This window comes from Lactococcus termiticola, from assembly GCF_003116835.1.
In the GTDB taxonomy this organism is placed as follows: Bacteria; Bacillota; Bacilli; order Lactobacillales; family Streptococcaceae; genus Lactococcus; species Lactococcus termiticola.
Genome location: NZ_BFFO01000002.1, coordinates 98,569 through 117,261, shown reverse-complemented (window position 1 = coordinate 117,261; position 18,693 = coordinate 98,569). Strand labels below are relative to the sequence as shown.

19 protein-coding genes are annotated in these 18,693 nt (G+C 50.2%); 6 read left to right on the top strand and 13 right to left on the bottom strand.

Features of this window, described 5'->3' with window-relative positions; all coding sequences use genetic code 11:
- The first annotated feature begins 10 nt into the window (after positions 1 to 10).
- Both NtB2_RS01970 and NtB2_RS01965 read left to right on the top strand, forming a co-directional pair.
- Positions 11 to 1,591, top strand: coding sequence for a glycerol-3-phosphate dehydrogenase/oxidase (locus NtB2_RS01970; protein WP_109245271.1), 1,581 nt, complete (start codon positions 11 to 13; stop codon positions 1,589 to 1,591).
- 9 nt (positions 1,592 to 1,600) lie between these two features.
- Positions 1,601 to 2,335, top strand: coding sequence for an MIP/aquaporin family protein (locus tag NtB2_RS01965; RefSeq protein ID WP_109245270.1), 735 nt, complete (start codon positions 1,601 to 1,603; stop codon positions 2,333 to 2,335).
- 27 nt (positions 2,336 to 2,362) lie between these two features.
- Here the strand turns inward: NtB2_RS01965 and NtB2_RS01960 are convergent, their stop codons facing one another.
- Entirely contained in the window at positions 2,363 to 4,114 is a 1,752-nt protein-coding gene (locus tag NtB2_RS01960; protein ID WP_109245269.1) for a bacterial Ig-like domain-containing protein, read from the bottom strand.
- A gap of 266 nt (positions 4,115 to 4,380) precedes the next feature.
- Entirely contained in the window at positions 4,381 to 5,085 is a 705-nt protein-coding gene (gene nagB / locus NtB2_RS01955; RefSeq protein WP_109245268.1) for a glucosamine-6-phosphate deaminase, read from the bottom strand.
- An 89-nt stretch (positions 5,086 to 5,174) separates the two neighbouring features.
- Between nagB and queA the strand changes: the two genes are divergently transcribed.
- Both queA and NtB2_RS01945 read left to right on the top strand, forming a co-directional pair.
- Complete coding sequence (queA, locus tag NtB2_RS01950; protein WP_109245267.1) at positions 5,175 to 6,206, top strand: tRNA preQ1(34) S-adenosylmethionine ribosyltransferase-isomerase QueA; 1,032 nt, start codon at positions 5,175 to 5,177, stop codon at positions 6,204 to 6,206.
- Positions 6,203 to 6,790 (top strand): hypothetical protein, encoded by a 588-nt coding sequence (locus NtB2_RS01945; protein WP_109245266.1) that lies wholly within the window; start codon positions 6,203 to 6,205, stop codon positions 6,788 to 6,790. The genes queA and NtB2_RS01945 overlap by 4 nt, the downstream gene beginning before the upstream one ends.
- A 49-nt stretch (positions 6,791 to 6,839) precedes the next feature.
- Here NtB2_RS01945 and NtB2_RS08580 read toward each other — a convergent pair whose 3' ends face one another.
- The 5 genes from NtB2_RS08580 to NtB2_RS01925 form a co-directional block, all read right to left on the bottom strand.
- Positions 6,840 to 7,013, bottom strand: a complete 174-nt coding sequence (locus NtB2_RS08580) for a hypothetical protein (protein WP_165814936.1) — start codon at positions 7,011 to 7,013, stop codon at positions 6,840 to 6,842.
- A gap of 11 nt (positions 7,014 to 7,024) precedes the next feature.
- Complete coding sequence (gene obgE, locus NtB2_RS01940; protein WP_109245265.1) at positions 7,025 to 8,338, bottom strand: GTPase ObgE; 1,314 nt, start codon at positions 8,336 to 8,338, stop codon at positions 7,025 to 7,027.
- Positions 8,339 to 8,434: 96 nt separating this feature from the next.
- Positions 8,435 to 9,361, bottom strand: a complete 927-nt coding sequence (locus tag NtB2_RS01935; protein ID WP_109245264.1) for a DHH family phosphoesterase — start codon at positions 9,359 to 9,361, stop codon at positions 8,435 to 8,437.
- A gap of 13 nt (positions 9,362 to 9,374) precedes the next feature.
- Positions 9,375 to 10,655 carry a DRTGG domain-containing protein gene (locus tag NtB2_RS01930; protein ID WP_109245263.1) on the bottom strand — a complete coding sequence of 427 codons (1,281 nt, stop codon included), beginning with the start codon at positions 10,653 to 10,655 and terminating at the stop codon, positions 9,375 to 9,377.
- Positions 10,621 to 11,202 carry a GNAT family N-acetyltransferase gene (locus NtB2_RS01925; protein WP_109245262.1) on the bottom strand — a complete coding sequence of 194 codons (582 nt, stop codon included), beginning with the start codon at positions 11,200 to 11,202 and terminating at the stop codon, positions 10,621 to 10,623. Before NtB2_RS01925 ends, NtB2_RS01930 begins: the two co-directional genes overlap by 35 nt.
- Positions 11,203 to 11,340: 138 nt before the next feature.
- Here NtB2_RS01925 and NtB2_RS08575 point away from each other — a divergent pair, with 138 nt between their 5' ends.
- The gene (locus NtB2_RS08575; protein WP_165814935.1) at positions 11,341 to 11,502 is read left to right on the top strand and encodes a hypothetical protein; all 162 of its coding nucleotides are present in this window, start codon (positions 11,341 to 11,343) and stop codon (positions 11,500 to 11,502) included.
- A gap of 33 nt (positions 11,503 to 11,535) precedes the next feature.
- On the top strand, positions 11,536 to 11,931 hold the full coding sequence (locus NtB2_RS01920) for a hypothetical protein (RefSeq protein ID WP_439956796.1): 396 nt from the start codon (positions 11,536 to 11,538) through the stop codon (positions 11,929 to 11,931).
- A gap of 235 nt (positions 11,932 to 12,166) precedes the next feature.
- Here NtB2_RS01920 and NtB2_RS01915 read toward each other — a convergent pair whose 3' ends face one another.
- The 6 genes from NtB2_RS01915 to pheT all read right to left on the bottom strand — a co-directional run bounded on the left by NtB2_RS01915 (position 12,167) and on the right by pheT (position 18,691).
- Positions 12,167 to 13,111, bottom strand: coding sequence for a 3'-5' exoribonuclease YhaM family protein (locus NtB2_RS01915; RefSeq protein WP_109245260.1), 945 nt, complete (start codon positions 13,109 to 13,111; stop codon positions 12,167 to 12,169).
- Between the two features lie 7 nt (positions 13,112 to 13,118).
- The gene (locus NtB2_RS01910) at positions 13,119 to 14,369 is read right to left on the bottom strand and encodes a DNA recombination protein RmuC (RefSeq protein ID WP_109245259.1); all 1,251 of its coding nucleotides are present in this window, start codon (positions 14,367 to 14,369) and stop codon (positions 13,119 to 13,121) included.
- Positions 14,366 to 15,022, bottom strand: a complete 657-nt coding sequence (gene rpe, locus NtB2_RS01905; RefSeq protein ID WP_109245258.1) for a ribulose-phosphate 3-epimerase — start codon at positions 15,020 to 15,022, stop codon at positions 14,366 to 14,368. Before rpe ends, NtB2_RS01910 begins: the two co-directional genes overlap by 4 nt.
- On the bottom strand, positions 15,006 to 15,233 hold the full coding sequence (locus NtB2_RS01900; RefSeq protein WP_109245257.1) for a hypothetical protein: 228 nt from the start codon (positions 15,231 to 15,233) through the stop codon (positions 15,006 to 15,008). The genes rpe and NtB2_RS01900 overlap by 17 nt, the downstream gene beginning before the upstream one ends.
- Entirely contained in the window at positions 15,205 to 16,086 is an 882-nt protein-coding gene (rsgA, locus tag NtB2_RS01895; protein WP_109245256.1) for a ribosome small subunit-dependent GTPase A, read from the bottom strand. Before rsgA ends, NtB2_RS01900 begins: the two co-directional genes overlap by 29 nt.
- Positions 16,087 to 16,279: 193 nt before the next feature.
- Positions 16,280 to 18,691 (bottom strand): phenylalanine--tRNA ligase subunit beta, encoded by a 2,412-nt coding sequence (gene pheT, locus NtB2_RS01890; protein WP_109245255.1) that lies wholly within the window; start codon positions 18,689 to 18,691, stop codon positions 16,280 to 16,282.
- Positions 18,692 to 18,693 lie beyond the last annotated feature (2 nt).

The following is an 18,693-nucleotide window of genomic DNA, read 5'->3' as shown; positions in this document are numbered from 1 at the left end:
AGAAGTTATTATGCCTATCTCAAGAAAAGAAAATATCCAATTTCTCAAAAACCATCCGGATGACTGGGACCTGATCGTCATCGGAGGCGGTGCAACAGGGCTTGGTGCTGCAGTAGACGCCGCTGCCCGAGGCTTTAAGACCGTGCTTTTAGAGCAGTCCGACTTTGCCAAATCCACCTCAAGTCGCTCAACCAAGCTGGTCCACGGCGGTGTCCGCTATCTCCAGCAGGGCGATGTCAAGCTGGTCCGGGAGGCCCTCCATGAAAGAGGCCGGATGGCAAGGAATGCACCGCACTTGGTTAAAAATCAAAAATTTATCATTACCAATCGCAGGCACTGGGAACAGCCCTTCTACAGCCTGGGCCTAAAGGTCTATGATATGCTAGCAGGCGGCTTAAACATTGGCCGGAGTAAGATTTACAGCAAGAAAAAGGTCGTCGACGGCATCCCTCAAATCAAGCAGGACGGGCTCGTCGGCGGGGTCATGTACTATGACGGCCAGTTTGACGATGCCAGAATGGCCATCAATCTCATGCAGACGGCCACTGAAAAAGGGGCGACGCTAGTCAATTACACCAAGGTCACTGAGCTGACCAAGGATAATGGCAAGGTCGTCGGTGTCAAGGTCGAAGACAGCCTGGACGGCGAGACCTTTAGCCTCAAAGGCAAGGCCATCATCAACGCCACTGGTATCTTTGTCGACGAGGTTCTCAGCATGGATGTCAAAGACCACAAGGCGACCGTTCGGCCATCGCAAGGAGTCCACCTGATTGTCGACGGCAGTTTTCTCGGCGGCAATGACGCCATCATGGTCCCTAAGACACCTGACGGCCGGGTCCTCTTCTGTGTCCCATGGCACAACAAGGTCATCCTCGGCACGACTGATACGCCACTGACCGAATTTATCCTGGAACCTCGGCCTCTCGAAGAAGAAATTGACTTTATCCTGGAGACCGCAGGCCAATACCTGGCCAAGAAGCCCGAGCGAAAGGACGTCCTCTCAGCCTACGCTGGCCTCAGACCGCTAGCCGCTCCAAAAGAGGGGGCTGACCCCAACAAGACCAAGGAAATCTCCCGGAGCCACAAGCTCTTTATCAATGACTCCGGCCTGATTACCATCACAGGCGGCAAATGGACGACCTACCGGCAGATGGCTGAAGAAACGATTGATTTGGCCATCAGCAAGGCTGGCCTCCCTCAAAAGCCTTGTGTGACCAGGGAAATGAAAATCCACGGCTATAAACCAACCACAGACAGCGAACGGCAGGACTGGATTTACGTCTACGGCTCCGATGCTGAAAAAATCCAAGCCCTGGCTAATGAAAAGCCAGAGCTGGCCGAGAAAATCCACCCCAACTTTGAATTTACAGGGGCTGAGGTCGTCTGGGCCGCCCGTGAAGAAATGGCGACCAGCGTCGAAGATGTGCTCGCCCGTCGGATTCGTGGCCTCTTCTTAGACGCCCGGGCCTCGAAAGAAATGGCCTACAAGGTCGCAGATATTTTAGCTCAAGAATGGGACAAAAACGAGGCCTGGAAGACCCAGCAAATCTCAGAATACATGGCCTTAGCGGATGGTTACATCCTAGATTAGGAGTTTTGAATGCAGTCTGAATCAGTACAATTACTTGGCGAATTCATCGGGACCTTCGTCCTGATTCTCCTAGGGAATGGGGTCGTCTGTGGCGTCGTCCTCAGAAAGACCAAGGCAAGCGACGCCGGATGGATGGTCATTACCCTTGGCTGGGGCCTGGCAGTCATGATTGCCGTCTATGTCTCTGGCTTTATGGGCCCAGCCCATCTCAATCCTGCCGTGACCCTGGCCATGGCGGCGACCGGTAGCTTTAGCTGGTCGATGGTTATCCCTTTTATCATCGCACAGATGCTGGGGGCCATGCTGGCCTCCCTCGTCCTCTGGCTCTTCTACTATCCGCACTGGGCCGAGACCAAGGACCCTGACAGCATCCTCGGGACCTTCTCGACGGCCCCTGCCATCCGCCACAATCCCTCTAATTTCTTTGGCGAATTTATCGGGACAGCCCTCTTGATTATTGCCCTCCTGGCCTTTGGCCAAAATAAGCTGGCTGATGGCCAGACCCCGACCCTGGTCGGTGGCATCGTGACGGCCATTGGGCTTTCGCTCGGTGCAACGACGGGATACGCCATTAACCCCGCCCGTGACTGGGGTCCTCGGATTATGCACAGCATCCTGCCAATTAAGAACAAGGGAAAGTCTGGTTGGGACTATGCCTGGATTCCACTGCTCGGACCGCTTCTTGGTGGGGTCTGTGGTGGCTTGCTTTTTGATAGTATTATTAAATTTGTGGCACATCATTAAAAAAAGAGCCAGTCTCAGGCTCTTTTTTTATTGTATCTTCACAATCAAGCCCGGCAGAACACAGCCGACATAGCTCATGTCATTTTCATATTCAATCCCCCAGTGCTGGTCCACAGCAGTCGAATAGCCCCACATGCCTAGAGACGCACATTGTTGCTTACAGCCTGGAGAGCGGAGCCAATAGGCATAGTGGATTCCCGTAGAATCCCGGTATTTCTCAGCATGTCGGACAGCCTCAGGCGTCATATAGTGGATTTTAGCCCCGTCGCCCTCGTCATCACAGATGTCAGAGCCGGACATGAGAAAGGCAGATTTAATACCATTTTCCTTATCAAATCTTGTTCTAAATCTTTCTGACGTTGTCATCGGGACATCATAGCCAGAGCTGTAGAGGTGCTTGCCCCATTTTTCATTGCTCTCAAAAGGAAGTTTCCAGAAATCACAGTAGGCCTTGGCATCACTGAGGCTCGGATTAGGGAGACTTGCTGGCAGGACGGAGCGTTCAAAGTCAGTGCCCTGGATATTTTGGTTATACCAGTTATTGATGAGTTGCTGGGCGGTACTCTCTCGCCAGATGCCTTGGTTGTCGGGAGCTTTGAGGTCATTGTTATCATAGAAATAGGGAGCCGATGAGAAGCTGGAGCGACCAATGTTTTGATCAAGGGCAATCAGGTAGTGCTTGTCGCCAAGTGTCTCTGGGTCTCTGATAATGCTCCATTTGAGGCCCAGATAATGGACAGCCAGAGGGTCATCTGGGTCAATGGTCGGGAGATAGGCCGGATCCAGAGCAACCGTCACCTTAGCAAGCTCCTGCTTACCAGCATAGCTGTAGCGAATCGTGTAGTCGCCAAGGTTCATACTGTCAACCTCGCCAGAGACTTGGATTTCAGAGAAGTTCACCAGCTCGCCTATCTTGCTTTGAGCACTGTCAAAGTTGTCTTCAGGCTTCCAGTCATCGCCAAGCTTAATCTGACTGTCGTGGACGATGAGATTAGTCAAGTCTTCTGGCTCGACTGGTTTTGAGGGCTTGAGCGCTGTTGCTGGTTTGAGATTTTCAGCAGGTGTCAGGGGCCTTGCGGGTTCCGGCTTTTGTTCACTTCCTCCATCAGTGGAAATCGGACTCGCCGGCCTCAAAAGACTCATCTCCTCTAGGCTATTCGTATAGATTTTGACCTCAATCTTCCAATTCCGGTCCCGAAGGACTTCGGCCTGCTTGAGCTCATAGCTCTCTTCCGACACGGCCAAAGCTGTTTGCGGGCTGAGGCTCGTCCCTATGACAAAGAGGACAATGCCAAGGAATTTCGCCCCTCTCTTCTTCTTGTTGTAGGCCAGGCAAAACACAATCAGGATGAGAAGGCCAAGTCCTGTCAGACTAAGCCAAGCCGTATTTTGCTCTCCAAACTCCCCCAGACTCGTCCCCTTGTCGCGAGTGCTCGTATCTAGCGACAAGGGCTGAATATTTCCATTGGTGGAAGCAAGCTGGCCCTCAAAGTCCCGCTGATTCGCATCGCTGATGATATCGTCAGGCCCGATTTTTACATCATTGAAGCGATAAGTCTGCCCCGTCGCTTCATTGGTCAGCTGAATGTCTGCCGTCGTCCCCTGGATGCTCTTGCCCAGGCTTTTGATAAAGGTCAGATGAACCTTGCTGTCAGCTTCTTTCATCTGGCCTGTGATGTTCATAAAAGGCTGTTCTGTCACCGCTTCTGCTGGAGGTGAAGCCAGCGAGAGGCCGACCAGCAAGATCAGGCCAAAAAAGATTAATTTTAGTGTTTTCATCTCGTTTCCTCCTAGTCTTAAATGTATCCTAAATTTATTTTATCCTAGAAAAGAAGCTTTGACTTCTCAAGTTTATAAAAACTTTAAGTTAAAAATTTCTCAGTGTTTCTCCTTCACATATTGTTGCTTTTTCTTAGACAATTCTTATCTGGACCCTGCGACAGCACTGTCCTCAGATAAATTGACGGATAACTTAATCATCTTTCAGTTTCATTTCCAAGACAAGAAAAAAGCTGAGCATGCGACTCAGCCTTCCTTAAAATTTCTTATTTCAACAGTTTCGCCGCTGCTTCATCAGCAATCACAATCACATTGTCATGCTTTTGAAGGACTGAAGCCGGCAGACTCTCGGTAATCTCGCCTTCAATCATCCCCTTCACAGCTTCTGCCTTAGCTTCGCCATAAGCCATGAGGACGATTTCCTTAGACTTCATGATCGAAGCAATCCCCATAGAAATCGCCTGTCTTGGCACCTGTGACTCATCCTCAAAGAAGCGGGCATTGGCCTGAATCGTTGATTCTGCAAGGTCTACGACATGGGTTGTGACCTCAAAGCTGGTCCCTGGCTCATTAAAACCGATATGGCCGTTAGCCCCGATACCTAGGATTTGGAAATCAATCGGATGGCTATCGATGATGCTGTCGTAGTGCTTGACCTCAGCTAAGAGGTCAGTTGCCTTGCCGTCTGGCAAAAAATTCTCCTTAAAAGGCTTTTCATTGAAGAGGTGTTGCTCCATAAAATAACGATAAGACTGGTCGTCAGAGCCGTCGAGTCCGACATACTCGTCCAGATTGATCGAGATCATCTCTGAGAAATCCAGGTCAGACTGAACCACCTGGTTGTAAAACTCGACAGGTGTAGAGCCAGTTGCCAGACCCAGGGTCTTGCTCCCCCCCTCCATGGCTTCCTTCAACAAATCAAAAGCGATTTTTGCCCCCTCAAGCTGATTTTTTACGGTAATGACTTTCATGCGAACTCCTCCTCGTTCTTTAATTGGTATAGACCTATTATAACAAATCCAAAAGCTTTGTCAAGCCTTTTTGTGATAAAATAGGAATCATGTTAGATATAAACGATTTTGATTTTGAGCTCCCTGAAGAACTCATTGCCCAAACCCCTCTGGAACAACGCTCAAACTCTAGGCTTCTCGTCCTCGATAAGGATGCGAAGTCAATGGAGGACAAGCACTTTTTTGATATTGTCGATGAAATGAATGAGGGTGATGCCCTCGTCCTCAATAATACCCGGGTCCTGCCTGCCCGCCTCTATGGCGAACGGGCTGAGACCCATGGCCACGTCGAGCTCCTCCTCCTCAAAGACCTCGGTGGCAACCGCTGGGAGACCCTGGCCAAGCCTGCCCGCAAGATGACCGTCGGCCAAAAGGTCATCTTTGGCGACGGTCGGCTCTCTGCGACCATCGTCGAAGAGCTTGAACACGGCGGTCGCATCGTCGAGTTCAGCTACGAGGGCATCTTCCTCGAAGTCCTGGAAAGCCTGGGCGAGATGCCACTGCCTCCATATATCCACGAAAAACTCGAAGACCAGGAACGCTACCAGACGGTCTACGCCAAGGTCAATGGCTCTGCGGCTGCACCGACAGCTGGTCTGCATTATACGCCTGAATTGCTCGATGCCATCCGGGCCAAGGGCGTCAAGATTGTCGAGCTGACCCTCCACGTCGGCCTGGGCACCTTCCGGCCGGTCTCTGTCGACAATATCGAAGACCACCACATGCACTCTGAGTTCTACCAGCTGAGCGAGGAGGCAGCGGCTACCCTCCGTGAGGTCAAGGCTTCTGGCCACCGCATCATTGCCAGCGGGACGACTTCTATCCGGACCCTTGAGACCATTGGGACAAAATTTGACGGCGACATCCAGGCTGACTCTGGATGGACCGACATCTTCATCAAGCCGGGCTATGACTGGAAGGTCGTTGATGCTTTCAACACCAACTTCCACCTGCCCAAGTCGACCCTGGTCATGCTGGTCTCTGCCTTTGCTGGCCGGGACTTTGTCCTCGATGCCTACCAGCACGCCATTGATGAGCACTACCGCTTCTTCAGCTTTGGCGATGCCATGTTTATCAAATGAGCTACGTCAATCTCTTGATGCAAGCTGATTTTATCAGCATCGTCAGCGACGGGCAAATCAGCAGTCCTGAAGGGATTCTTGAGACCCGCTTCCGCAAGTTTGAGGTCAGTCCAGCCGGCTTTGTGGTTGGCCTGATTGGCTATCAAAAGATTGCTGAGGAAATCAAGAAAAAGTTTTATTATCAGCCAAGACTCAGCTATAATGAAGCCAAGGCCTATCTCGAAGAGCTCCTAGCCAGCTACCGCCTCAAGCAGGACGGGATTGGCAAGGTCATCAGCTATGCGGCCTTGATTGGTGGCTTCGTTGATGGAAAGGCCTTGGCGACCAGCTTCCATGTGAAAGAAGGACATATCAAAAGCCATGAATACCAAGGGACAGCAACGATTTCCCTCTGTCCAGATAATATTGACTTTAATCCTAATGATATTTTTAAGCGACTCTTGGCCGGCTCAAGCCTTAGTGAAGCCTCTCCTGCCCAGCTGATTGCCTTTCAGCGGGCGACCTTACTACAGGTCGCTGAGGCCTCTGAGACGGTTAATAGTGTGATTTTTCAGGAGACGATAGAAAAAGACAGGCTTGACTAGGCCTGTTTTTTTGTTATTAAGACCAGCAAAAAAAAGGCCGAGCAACAGCTCAGCCTTTTTCGTTATCCTCCTCAACAGCTGTATGCACAGCAGTTGAAAGCCTCAGCTTCCCAGCAGGATTATATTTTTTGAGTAATTCATCAATTTTTTCGTCAGTCCAGTAATCAGCCGAGGCAATGAAATTGCCCGACTCATCCCGGTTTGAAATAATCTTAAATCCCATTGTTCTTTACCTTAATCTACAAACTCGAACTCAAATTTATTGATACGAACATAGTCGCCGTCCTTGGCTCCTTGGCTCCGCAGGGCCTCATCGACGCCCATAGCACGGAGCTGACGGGCAAACTTCATGACGGACTCGTCATGGTCGAAGTTGGTCATCTTGAAGAGCTTCTCTAGGCGGTCGCCAGAAAGTCGCCAGCCGGCATCGTCATCACGACTAATCGTAAAGGGCACTTCCTCTTCTTCAAAGCCATAGTAGGCTTCTGTGTTAAGGAATTTTTCTTCATCATAAAGCGGAAACTCAGGCGTTTCAGCCAGAATCTCGCTGGTCGCAGCCAAGAGGCCTGAGAGGCCGGTCTTGGTCAAGGCTGAGACCTCAAAGATTTTAGGCATTTCCTCGCCTGCTGGCAAGTCAGCCTGGAGTTGTTTTTTGAACTCAGCCAGATTTTCAGCTGAATCCGGCATGTCCATCTTGTTGGCCACAATCAGCTGAGGACGCTCAAGGAGCCGGAGGTTATAGCTTTCCAGTTCTTCATTAATCGTCTTATAGTCGTCATACGGCTCACGCCCCTCCATGCCTGACATGTCAAGGATGTGAAGGAGGACACGGGTCCGCTCAATATGGCGGAGGAACTGAATCCCAAGCCCTGCCCCAGAGTGGGCCCCCTCGATCAGACCTGGCATGTCAGCCATGACAAAGCTGTCGCCATAGCCGACCTGGACCATGCCGATATTTGGCGTGATGGTCGTAAAGTGGTAGGCACCAATCTTTGGCCGGGCGTTTGAGACCACGCTCAGAAGCGTCGACTTACCGACGGATGGGAAACCGACGAGACCGACATCAGCGAGTACACGGAGTTCCAAAAGAAGAATTCGCTCTTCGCCAGGTTCGCCGTTTTCAGCGACTTCTGGTGCAGGATTGCGGGAGGTTGCAAACTTGATGTTCCCACGACCGCCACGGCCACCCTTGGCCACGACGACTTCCTGGTCTTTTTCAACCAGGTCAGCGATGACTTGACCGGTCTCATTATCCTTGACCGTTGTCCCTTGGGGCACATGGACAATCAGGTCTTCCGATCCCCGGCCATGCATGGACTTGTTCATACCCTTTTCGCCTGGCTTGGCCCGGAAAATCCGATTGTATCGGAAATCCATCAGGGTTGACATGCCTTCGTCGACCTTAAAGATGACCGATCCACCTTTACCACCGTCTCCGCCAGCAGGACCTCCGTCTGGCACATATTTTTCACGGCGGAAAGCGACCGCTCCGTCCCCGCCTTTACCGGCTTTGACTTGGATCGTCGCCGTGTCTAAAAATAAACTCATTTTATTATATTTCCTTCTCTTTTTCGCCCCTAAATAAAAAGAATAGGAGCTGAGCTTCTCCTATTCTAGCATAATTCTAAGCTTTTCACAAAGGGCCTAGCCCTTCAAATTATCCTGAAGCTCCTGCCAAATCTGCTCATTTTCTTCCAGCGAATAAGAGTTGGCACCTGAGGCCAACTCATGGCCTCCACCGTCATGACGACGGGCAATCGGCTCGATGGGCTGGAATTTAGACCGCATTCTCACCCGGTAGTGGCCGTCTGCCTGCTCGACAAAGATGGCCCATGACTTGACGTCACGGATATTGCCAGGTGTGCCGACAATCCTTGATGTCTCAGCATCGCTCAGGCTCATCTTCTTCATAAGCTCTTGAGTCAAGAGCACACGGGCTGCTCCAGATTCGGCAACCTCCATATTTTCATAGACATAGCCTTGCAGGCGGGCAATCTTCATATCAAATGAAGTCATCTCACGGCCCAGCTCAGCCCGGTCAAAGTCATAGGCAGCGAGCTTACCAGCAATCTCAAAGGTCTTTGGCGAGGTCGCTGGAAAGAGAAAACGGCCAGTGTCGCCAATGATGCCGGCGTAGAGCAGTCGGGCAGACTCAGCGTTAAGCTCTAAGCCAAGCGACAGGGCCCAATCCGCAATCATCTCTGACGCCGAACTCCGCCAGTCTTCGACCCATTGAATATCGCCGTAGGGATCATTATTAGGATGATGGTCAATTTTAATGACCTTGTCTGCCCTCTCAAATCGCTCGTCGTCAATTCTTGGGACATTGGCCGTATCGCAGACAATGCTCAGATAGCTCGTCCCAGCAGGAAGCTCGACCTGGTCCATCTCAGTCAGGTAGGTCAGGGTTGGCTCATCGTAGCCAACGGCATAAATGGCCTTGTCTGGAAAATTAGCCTTGAGGAGGGCACGGAGGCCAGCCTGGGATCCTAGGGCGTCTGGGTCTGGATTTTTATGGCGATGAATTAAGATATGGTCGTAGGCTTGTATAGTCTCTAAAATATTTTGCATTGTTTACTTTCTATTAGGTAAGGTTGACGTTGACCAGGATTTTGGCAACGATTTGATTGACATGATAAATCTCGACATCGATCATGGCGGCAAGTCTGGTCTCAGAAATCATCTTGGGATAGATGTCCAAGACCGAATCAATCCCAGCTGTCCGCATGAGATTGATGTTCATCGACTCCATGATGACGGTCCTGTGCCGGCGTTTGGCCATGACCCGCCGGGTCACGAGGCCTGCCAGCTCAGTGAAGATACCAGTCGAGACAGAGCCGACAGAGTTGATCATAAAGGGCTCCACAATGACCTGAAAACTCGAGCCCTGCTCTTTGATTTTATCAGCGATATTGTCAGTAAAAGTATGGGAGACCATGCTCTCTTCCTGGCTCCGTTGCATGCTCTGGAGGACGTCAGACTTGGTAATCACGCCGTTGTAGACCTGCTTGTCATCGACGACCGGCATCATGTCATAGCCCTCATAGATCATGATCTGGCTCACGGAAACGACCGGCATCTCGAGCTTGGCGACATTGGCCCGCTTCATCAGAGTTTTTAATGGCGTCGTATTGCCCTTTGCATTGACATCCCGCATGGCGACAACACCGACGACCCGATTTTGGCTATCCACGACAGGAAAACGGCTGAAGCCTGTGCTGTTAAAGAGCTCGAGAAAGTCCTTGACCGTCTGCGTCTCTTTGAGTTTCGGCCGGTTTTGATGGAGAATGTCTGCGACCGTCACGATGTCTTTTTTGATGAGCTCATTGGTCAGGGCATGGCTGATGCGATTGGCCACGGTAAAGGTATCGTAATTGGTCCGCATCAGAGGAATGCCCAGACTATCGGCATAATCAATCACGGCCTGGGAGACCGCGAGGCCACCTGTGATCAGGACAGCATTGTGGGCCTGGAGGGCTGCCGTCTGTATGTCCGTCCTGTCTCCCACGATGACCAGGCCGTTGCCCTTGAGGTACTTCTTAAAAGACTTGGCCTGCATGGCCGAGATGACAAAGTGCTCAAACTCGACCTCAAGGCCGGCCAGCCCCCCCAGGACCTCAGCGTCAGCCAGCTCGACGAGCTTCCCAAAGGTTAGCCGGTAGAGGGCCTTCTGACCTTTGGCGGCGACCCTGACAGTCCCCGAGCGGTCATTGACAGCGACCAAGCCACGGTTTTCAGCCTCTTTGATGGCCTTGTAAGCCGTCCCGTCAGCCACATGCATCCGGTTAGCAATGCCTCGTGTGCTCACGGTCTTCCCGATTTCCAACCCTTCAATGTAGTTCAGTATTTCTTGATGTTTCGTCATAGTCTCTTTTTCTTAACTGATATTCTTCAAAATCCCGGATCTGCCCCGTGTACTGATTGGTCGCCTTGTAGGCCTTGTGAAATTGAAAGCCTGCCTTTAAGGCCACGCTTTTTGAGGCCTGGTTTTCCTTGTCGACCTTAATAATCAGCGTCTTTAAGCCAAACTGCTCAAAGGAGAAAACCACAAGCGTTTTCAAGGCCTCGGCTACCAGACCTAGGCCCCAGTAATCCATATTGAGCACATAGCCAATCTCAGCCGACATCCGCTTCTGGTCGATTTTGATAAAGTTAATCGAGCCAATCATCCGATGGTCCGCCTTGAGCTCGATGGCCCAGTGACCAAGCGGGGCCTTCATAAACTGCTGGACGATGGCTTGTGCCGTCTCGTCCTTTGACTGATGGGGCGGAAAGACAAAGGTCAGATTTTCTGGCCGACTGGCATAGACGTACATGTCGTCGACATCGCTCATGGCAAAGGGCCGGAGGAGGAGCCGCCCGCTCTCAATGATGTTGTAGCGGGCCAAGCCCTGGTAGAGATAGAGGTCCATACTGTCACACTTTCTTGTTATCTGTATTATAGCACAGATATAGGCAAGAAGTGTCCCCCAACAACACTCAGTACGAAGCACGGACTCTCAGAAACTAGTAATCCTTCTAATTTTTGATACAATTAAGGAAACAACGAAATGAGGACCCAAACATTGAAAAAGACACTCGGAACTTTGGCGGTCGCCACAACACTACTCGGCACCACAGCGTTCGCCACATCAGCCCACGCTGACACAACACTTTACCGTAACTGGAATTCAGCAACGGGAGAACACCTCTACACAAGCCATTATGAATAGGTGACACTTCCTACGCAATCATCTTATTGGAATATGGACTCCGTGACCTTTACAGAGCCAGACACCGGGGCCAACGTCTATCGTGTGTATAATCCGAAATCTGGAGAACATCTCTTCACAACGAGTTCGTATGAAAAAGATTCATTGCTCAAAATTGGTTGGAACTACGAAGGGGTGCCGTTCCACTCGGGCGGTTCGACACCTGTTTATCGCCTCTACAACCCAAAAGCCGGAATCGGTGCACACCTTAACACAGCAAACGTCAACGAAAAGAATACTCTTGTGTCACAAGGTTGGACGTACGAAGGCGTGGCTTGGTATGCGAAAGCTGCTGGTTCTACGACTATTCCAAATACACCTGGAACAACGCCCCCTGCAAACGGTGGAGGAGATTTCAGTCTTGGGGACACAGGCAACCAACCGTTTTAGAAATAAAACCACTTTCCAAATAAGGAAGTGGTTTTATAACGGCCAAAGATACTTGACTGAACACTATACCCATATTCAAAACGGAACCGCTCAAAAAACGATTGAGACGTTCTCAAAATTTATAGGACTGTAGCGACCGTTACACAAATTTGTGTAACGTGTATCTACAAACATTGCAGTTAAGCAATTTGCACATTATAGCACAGATATAGAAAAAAGAGCCGAAGCTCTCTCTTTAATCCTCTAAAGGCTTATAAAAATTCCGATTCCCCAAAGGCCAAATCCTCTGGCTCATCTCGCCTGGTTCGAGTGGGGCGAGGGCCGTTGTCATCATCATCATGGTCGCATCCATCATGTCAATCTGGTGGATGATTTCAGCCTCCATGATTTGAGGGCGGACGGGACTACCGTATTCGAGCTCGCCGTGGTGGCTCAGGAGGCAGTGACGGAGGAGGAGGAGGTCTTCCTTCTCGTCATCGATACCCAGCTCGATGGCGGCCTTAGAGACCTCTTCATCGATCAAGACGATGTGTCCCAAGAGATTGCCACGCAGCGTATAGCTGGTGTTCTCCACCCCAGTAAACTCAAGGCATTTGGCCATGTCATGCAGGAGAATCCCTGCAAACATCAGCGAGCTATTGAGCTGGGGATAGACCTGGACCACCTGTTCAGCCAGCTGGAGCATGGTCACCGTATGGTAGGCCAGTCCCCCTTCAAAGGCATGGTGGTTAGTCTTAGCGGCTGGAAACTCGAAAAATTCCTTGTCAAATTTTTTCAAGATATGGCGGACAATCCGGTTCCAGGTGCCGTTTTCAATCTTATAGAGGAGGCCGTGGACATACTCACGCAGGTCGGCCTCGTCAACCGGCGACTGCTCTCGGTAGTCTTTAGCCTTGCCAGCTTCGTTGTCGTCAGCCAGACGGAGTTGAATCTTATTGACCTGGGGCATACCGTTATAGAGCTCTTTGACGGCCCCCATATGGACGATTTTCCCAGCACTAAACTGCTGGACCTGCTTGTTGCTGACATCCCAGAGATTTCCAGAAATGGAACCTGACTTGTCCTGAAAGTTTAAGGAAAGAAAGTCCTTGCCAGCTCTGGTCTGTCGCTTTTCAGCGGATTTGATCAGGTAGTAGCCCTCAAAATATTCTCCGAGTTCTAAATTTTTAATCAGTGTCATCTTCTACTCAGTCCTCGTTTTCTAATTCTAGTAGGCTACTGGCCTTGACATCATCAATGGCATCAATCGCCTGGAGCTTACGGCTCATGACTTTGGTCCGGGTCGTAATCAGGCTGTTAATCTCTTTTTCAGACTGCTGGAGGCGTTCATGGACCTTGGTCAGCGATTTTTCAAACTTGCCAAACTCGGTCTTCACGGCACCCAGCATCTCATAGACCTCGCTGGACTTTTGCTCAATCTGCAGGGTCTTAAAGCCCATCTGGAGGGAGTTGAGGACAGCTGTCATGGTGGTCGGACCGGTCACATTGACCTTATAGTCCCGGCTAAGTTGCTCATAGAGCTCAGGATTGTTGACCACTTCCATAAAAAGACCCTCTGTCGGCAGGAACATGATCGCGAAATCCGTCGTCTTAGGTGGCAGGATATACTTCTCTGAGATGGACTTGGCCTGGGTCTTAATGGCGGTAAATAAGGCCTTACGGGCTGAGTCGACCTTGGCCGTATCCGCAAGCTCGAGGGCCGACTGGAGACGTTGATAGTCCTCGAGCGGGAACTTGCTATCAATCGGCAGGAGGAGCTCGCCCTCAGCCTTACCCGGCATGACGACAGCATAGTCGACAGCATTATTGCCCTGAATATTGACCTGCTCACGGTACTGGCTCTGGGTGAAAATCTGCTCGAGAATCCGGCCCAGCTGGATTTCTCCGACAATTCCACGGGTCTTGACACCGGTCATGACCTTTTGGAGACTGTCGACGTCGCTGGCCAGGTTTCGCATCTCACCGAGGCCCTTGTCAACGGAGGTCAAGAGGGTCGTGACCTGCTCAAAGCTTTGTGAAATTCGCTTATTGAGGGTTTCTTGGAGCTTTTCATCGACCGTGTTTTGGATGGCGGTCAGCTTCTTGTCATTGCTTTCCTGGAGGCTGAGAAACTTGCTGTCAAACTTGGCATTGAGCTCATCAGTCAGGTGCTTGAGCTCTTCGTTGACCTTGTCCAGCTTTTGTTCATTAGAAGTTTGCAAATCCTTAAACTGCCGGTCAAACTTGTCGTTGATCCGCTCAGTCAGGTCGGTTGAGAAGCCGTGGAGGTTGTTGTTGAGCTGTTGGACCGTGCCTGAAATCTCCTGTCGGTTCTGACCCAACTGCTGGGTCAAGTCGCTCCTGAGCTCACGGACAGCCCCGTTATCTGTCTTCTTAAAGAAATTGGCCAGGCCAATAATAATGGCCAGGACCAATAAAATGATGATAATGATGGTCATAATTTAGCTTTCAATTTTTGAATGTTTTCAGCCACATCGCCCTTGTAGACAAAGGAACCTGCAACAAAGACGTTGGCTCCGGCTTCTTTTGCCAGTGTGATGGTCCTGTCGTCAATCCCGCCGTCGACTTGAATCTCAAAGTCCAGGCCCCGCCATTCGCGGATATTGGCCAGGTCTTCGACCTTTTCCAGGCATTCTGGGAGGAATTTCTGACCGCCAAAGCCAGGATTGACCGTCATGACTAGGACCATGTCGACCATGCCAAGGACCGGCTTGATGGCCTCAACAGGCGTGCCAGGATTGATGACAACAGAGGCCTTCATGCCAGCTGCCTTGATGGCCTGCAGAGCACCGTGGATGTGCTTGGTCGCCTCGACATGGATGGTCATGCCGTCAGCTCCCGCTTCAGCAAAGTCGTCGACAAAGTTTTCCGGATTTTCTACCATCATGTGGCAGTCAAAGAAGAGCTTACTGTGGGGCCTCATGGCCTTGACCACACCGGCTCCAAAGGTCAGATTGTCGACAAAATAGCCGTCCATCACGTCGATGTGGACCATGTCAGCACCTGACGCTTCGAGCTTTTTCACTTCTTCTGCAAATTTTCCAAAGTCAGCAGATAAAATAGATGGGGCGATTTTATTTGTGAGTGTCATGTTTTTCTCCAATTCCAAAGAATGATCGATTGATGTAGTAAAGGCCTAGGATGGTCAAGATAATCAGACCGGCGTAAAGCAGCCATTTGACAGGGCCTGTCAGCTGATGCTTGAAGACCAGGGCCGCAATCCAAAGCAGGACCAGGACAAAGAAGGCCAGTTGCTTGAGGATGAGATTGTCTTTAAGTTTGTTTTTTCCCTTGTTTGACATAGTGTTCCCTTGTTTGATTGATTTCGCTGAGGAGCTGGGTGTAATTTTGATAGCGACTGGCGAGGATTTCTCCTGCCTCCAGGGCTGTCTTGACAGCACAATCTGGCTCATGCGTGTGGCTACACTCTCTGAACTTGCAGGCATGGCTGATCCTCAGGATTTCTGGAAAAGCTTCATTGAGGTCAGGCTGATTGTCAACCTCATAGTCGAGTGATGAAAAGCCTGGCGTATCTGCAATCAGGCCCTCCATCAACGGATAGAGCTCGACGTGCCGGGTCGTGTGCCGACCCCGACCCAGCTTTTCTGAGGTCTCGCCTGTCGCCAGTTCCATTTCTGGAGCCAGTTTATTGAGGAGGGTGGTCTTGCCGACCCCGGTCTGGCCCATAAAGACCGTCACCTTGCCCTTGAGCTCGTCCCTGAGCTCTGCTTCATCAAAGAAAATCGCATAACCAATAGCTTCATAGTCACTTTTAATCTGCTCAAAGCTCCCAGCCTCGACCAGGTCCAGCTTTGAAATATAAATCAAAGGCCTGATTTGCTTGTGTTCTAAGAATACCAGAAAACGGTCCAAGAGATTTAGCGAAAAATCGGGTGAGACCGTACTCATGATGACGACCGCCTGGTCAATATTGGCCACGCTAGGCCTGATCAGCTGGTTTTTCCGCTCATAGATATCTAGGACATAGCCCTCAGAATTTTCCTCAGCAGAAAAGTCCACAAAGTCGCCAACGACAGGCTTCATCCCCTTCTTTCTAAAATTCCCTCTGGCCCTGGTCTGGTAGACCTGGCTGTCTTCAGTCTGAACATCGTAAAAACCTGCCAGACTTCTTAGGATGCGTCCCTTATTTATCATAGTTCTTATTTTATCATATTTTATGGGGCTTTTGGGGCTTAGTGGCAAGAAAGTAGGATTCAGTCCAGCACAAAAAAGAGCAGAATTTCTGGCTCTATAATAAATCGTGTGGGACATTTCCCACACGATTTATTATAGAGCCACTTTTTATCATCTCATTTTTTAGAGGCCTTATCCTCAAAAAGGCTTTTACTTAGCGGATTTCAATCCCTAACTTCTCTTCTAAATTCCGACTAATCTTCGTCATTGCATTGCTGATTTCTTCATCCGTCATGGTCGCTTCCCTATTTTGGAAGGTCAGGCGATAGCCCATCGACTTCTTACCATCTGGCAGATTTGCCCCCTGATAAAGGTCAAAGAGTTCGGTCTTGATCAGCGATTTTACCCGACTTTCCTTAATGACTCTGACAATCTCAGCATGGCTCTTTTCTTCATCGACGAGGAGGGCCATGTCACGAGAGACGGCTGGGATCTTTGGAATATCTGTGAAGACAACCTGATCAGGCTTCTTGGCCAAGAGCTTGTCCATATCAAGGCCAGCCACATAGGTCTCGCTGATGCCATATTTCTTGGCCATGCTTGGATGGATTTGACCAACAAAGCCGATGCTTTCTCCATCAAGCTGTACCATGGCTGTCCGGCCTGGATGGAGGGCTGGATTTTCAGAAAAGGCCACAAAGCTGACATTTTCATAATCGGCCAGGAGCTCTTCAACGATGCCCTTAGCATAGTAAAAGTCAACAGGGACAGCATTCTGGCTATAAGTTTTCTCTTCTATATTTCCAGAAATGGCAAAAGAAAGGTTTTCGACCTCATTTGGCCGGCTCTCTCCTTCCAGTGCTGGATGAAAGACATTTCCAATTTCGTAAATCGCAACGTCATCATGCTTACGGTTTTGGTTGTAGGCAATGATGTCAAGGAGGCCAGAATGCATGTTAACCCGCAGTGTCTGGTGATCTTCCGTCATTGGAAGCATGAGCGACGTCGTTGGGAAGTCTTGAGGGACAAATTCCAGTGCCTTATCGGCAGAGACCAGGCTGTAACCAATGACCTCTGAAAGGCCTGAGCCTTCGAGCTTCGCCCGCATTTCCCGGCGGAATTTCTGCATTGGGGTTAATTCACCAATGTTATCGCCGGCAGGCAGGGTATTGGGCAGGCGGTCGTAGCCGTAGATTCGGGCGACTTCTTCGACCAGGTCAGCCTCGATAGCGATGTCCCAGCGACGGCTCGGAATGATGCATTCAAAATTTCCATTGACCTCAGTCGTGTCAAAGCCAAGTTGCTCAAAAATCTTGAAGACTTCTTCCTTAGAAAGACTGGTTCCAAGAGCATCGTTGACCTTTTCAAGACTGATAGAGACCTTATGCAGGCTCGGCTGATAGTCATTGCTTTCGACCACGCCGGAAAGGACCTGTCCACCAGCGAGCTCAGCAATCATAGCAGCCGCATAGTCAAGGGCTTCACGGACCGTGCCTTCATTGATGCCTTTTTCAAAACGGCTAGAGGCTTCTGAACGAAGGGCAAATTTCTGCGAGGTCTTGCGGATGCTGGTCCCGTCAAAGAGGGCAGCCTCCAGGGCAACTGTCGTCGTCCCATCAGTGATCTCGCTGTCAAGCCCCCCCATGACACCGCCAAGGGCGATAGGACGGCCATTTGAAGTAATCACGATATCTTCTTCTGAAAGTTCGCGTTCAACATCGTCGAGCGTTTTCATCTTCTCGCCTGCTTTTGCTTGGCGGACGAGGATTTCATTGCTGCCGAACTTGTCAAAGTCAAAGCTGTGAAGAGGTTGGCCGAAGTAGAGAAGGACGTAGTTTGTCACGTCGACAACATTGTTAATCGGACGGATGCCTGCATTGCGGAGGGTATTTTGCAGCCAGAGTGGACTTGGCGCGATTTTGACATTTTCAATCAGACGAATCTTATAAGTTGGCACTTTTTCAGATTCGACTTTAACTGCAATTTTATCTGCTGTTTTTTCAGCCGATTCTGTCAATGTTTTGCTGTCAAATTGCACCGTCTTATCGTAAATTGCCGCCACTTCGTGAGCTGCGCCACGCATAGAAAGGGCGTCCGCCCGGTTAGGTGTAATCGAAAGTTCGATGATCTCATCGTCCATGTCCAAGTAAGGAAGGACGGAATCACCAATGACCGCGTCTGCTGGCATTTCAAAAATACCATCTTCATGCTTCATCGGATTGACGCTCTCAGGAATACCGATTTCGTCAAGGGCACAGAGCATGCCGAGCGATTCAACACCGCGGATTTTACCTTTTTTGATTTTGTAATTGTCAGCGATGCGCGCACCAACAAGCGCCACGATAGACTTCATGCCCACGCGCACATTTGGCGCACCACAGACGATTTGAAGGGGTTCGCCATCGTTGATTTCTGAGCCAACGTTGACCATCGTGATATGGAGGTGGGTCTCCGGAATGTCTTCACTAGAGATGATTTCACCGACTACCAGCTTAGACAGGCCTTCGCCTGGGATTTCTACGCCTTCGACTTCAATCCCTGAAGTTGACATTTTTTCTTCGAGTTCTTTTGCTGATGCAGTAAGTTCTGGCACCAGCGTTTTTAACCATTTGTATGATACTAACATTT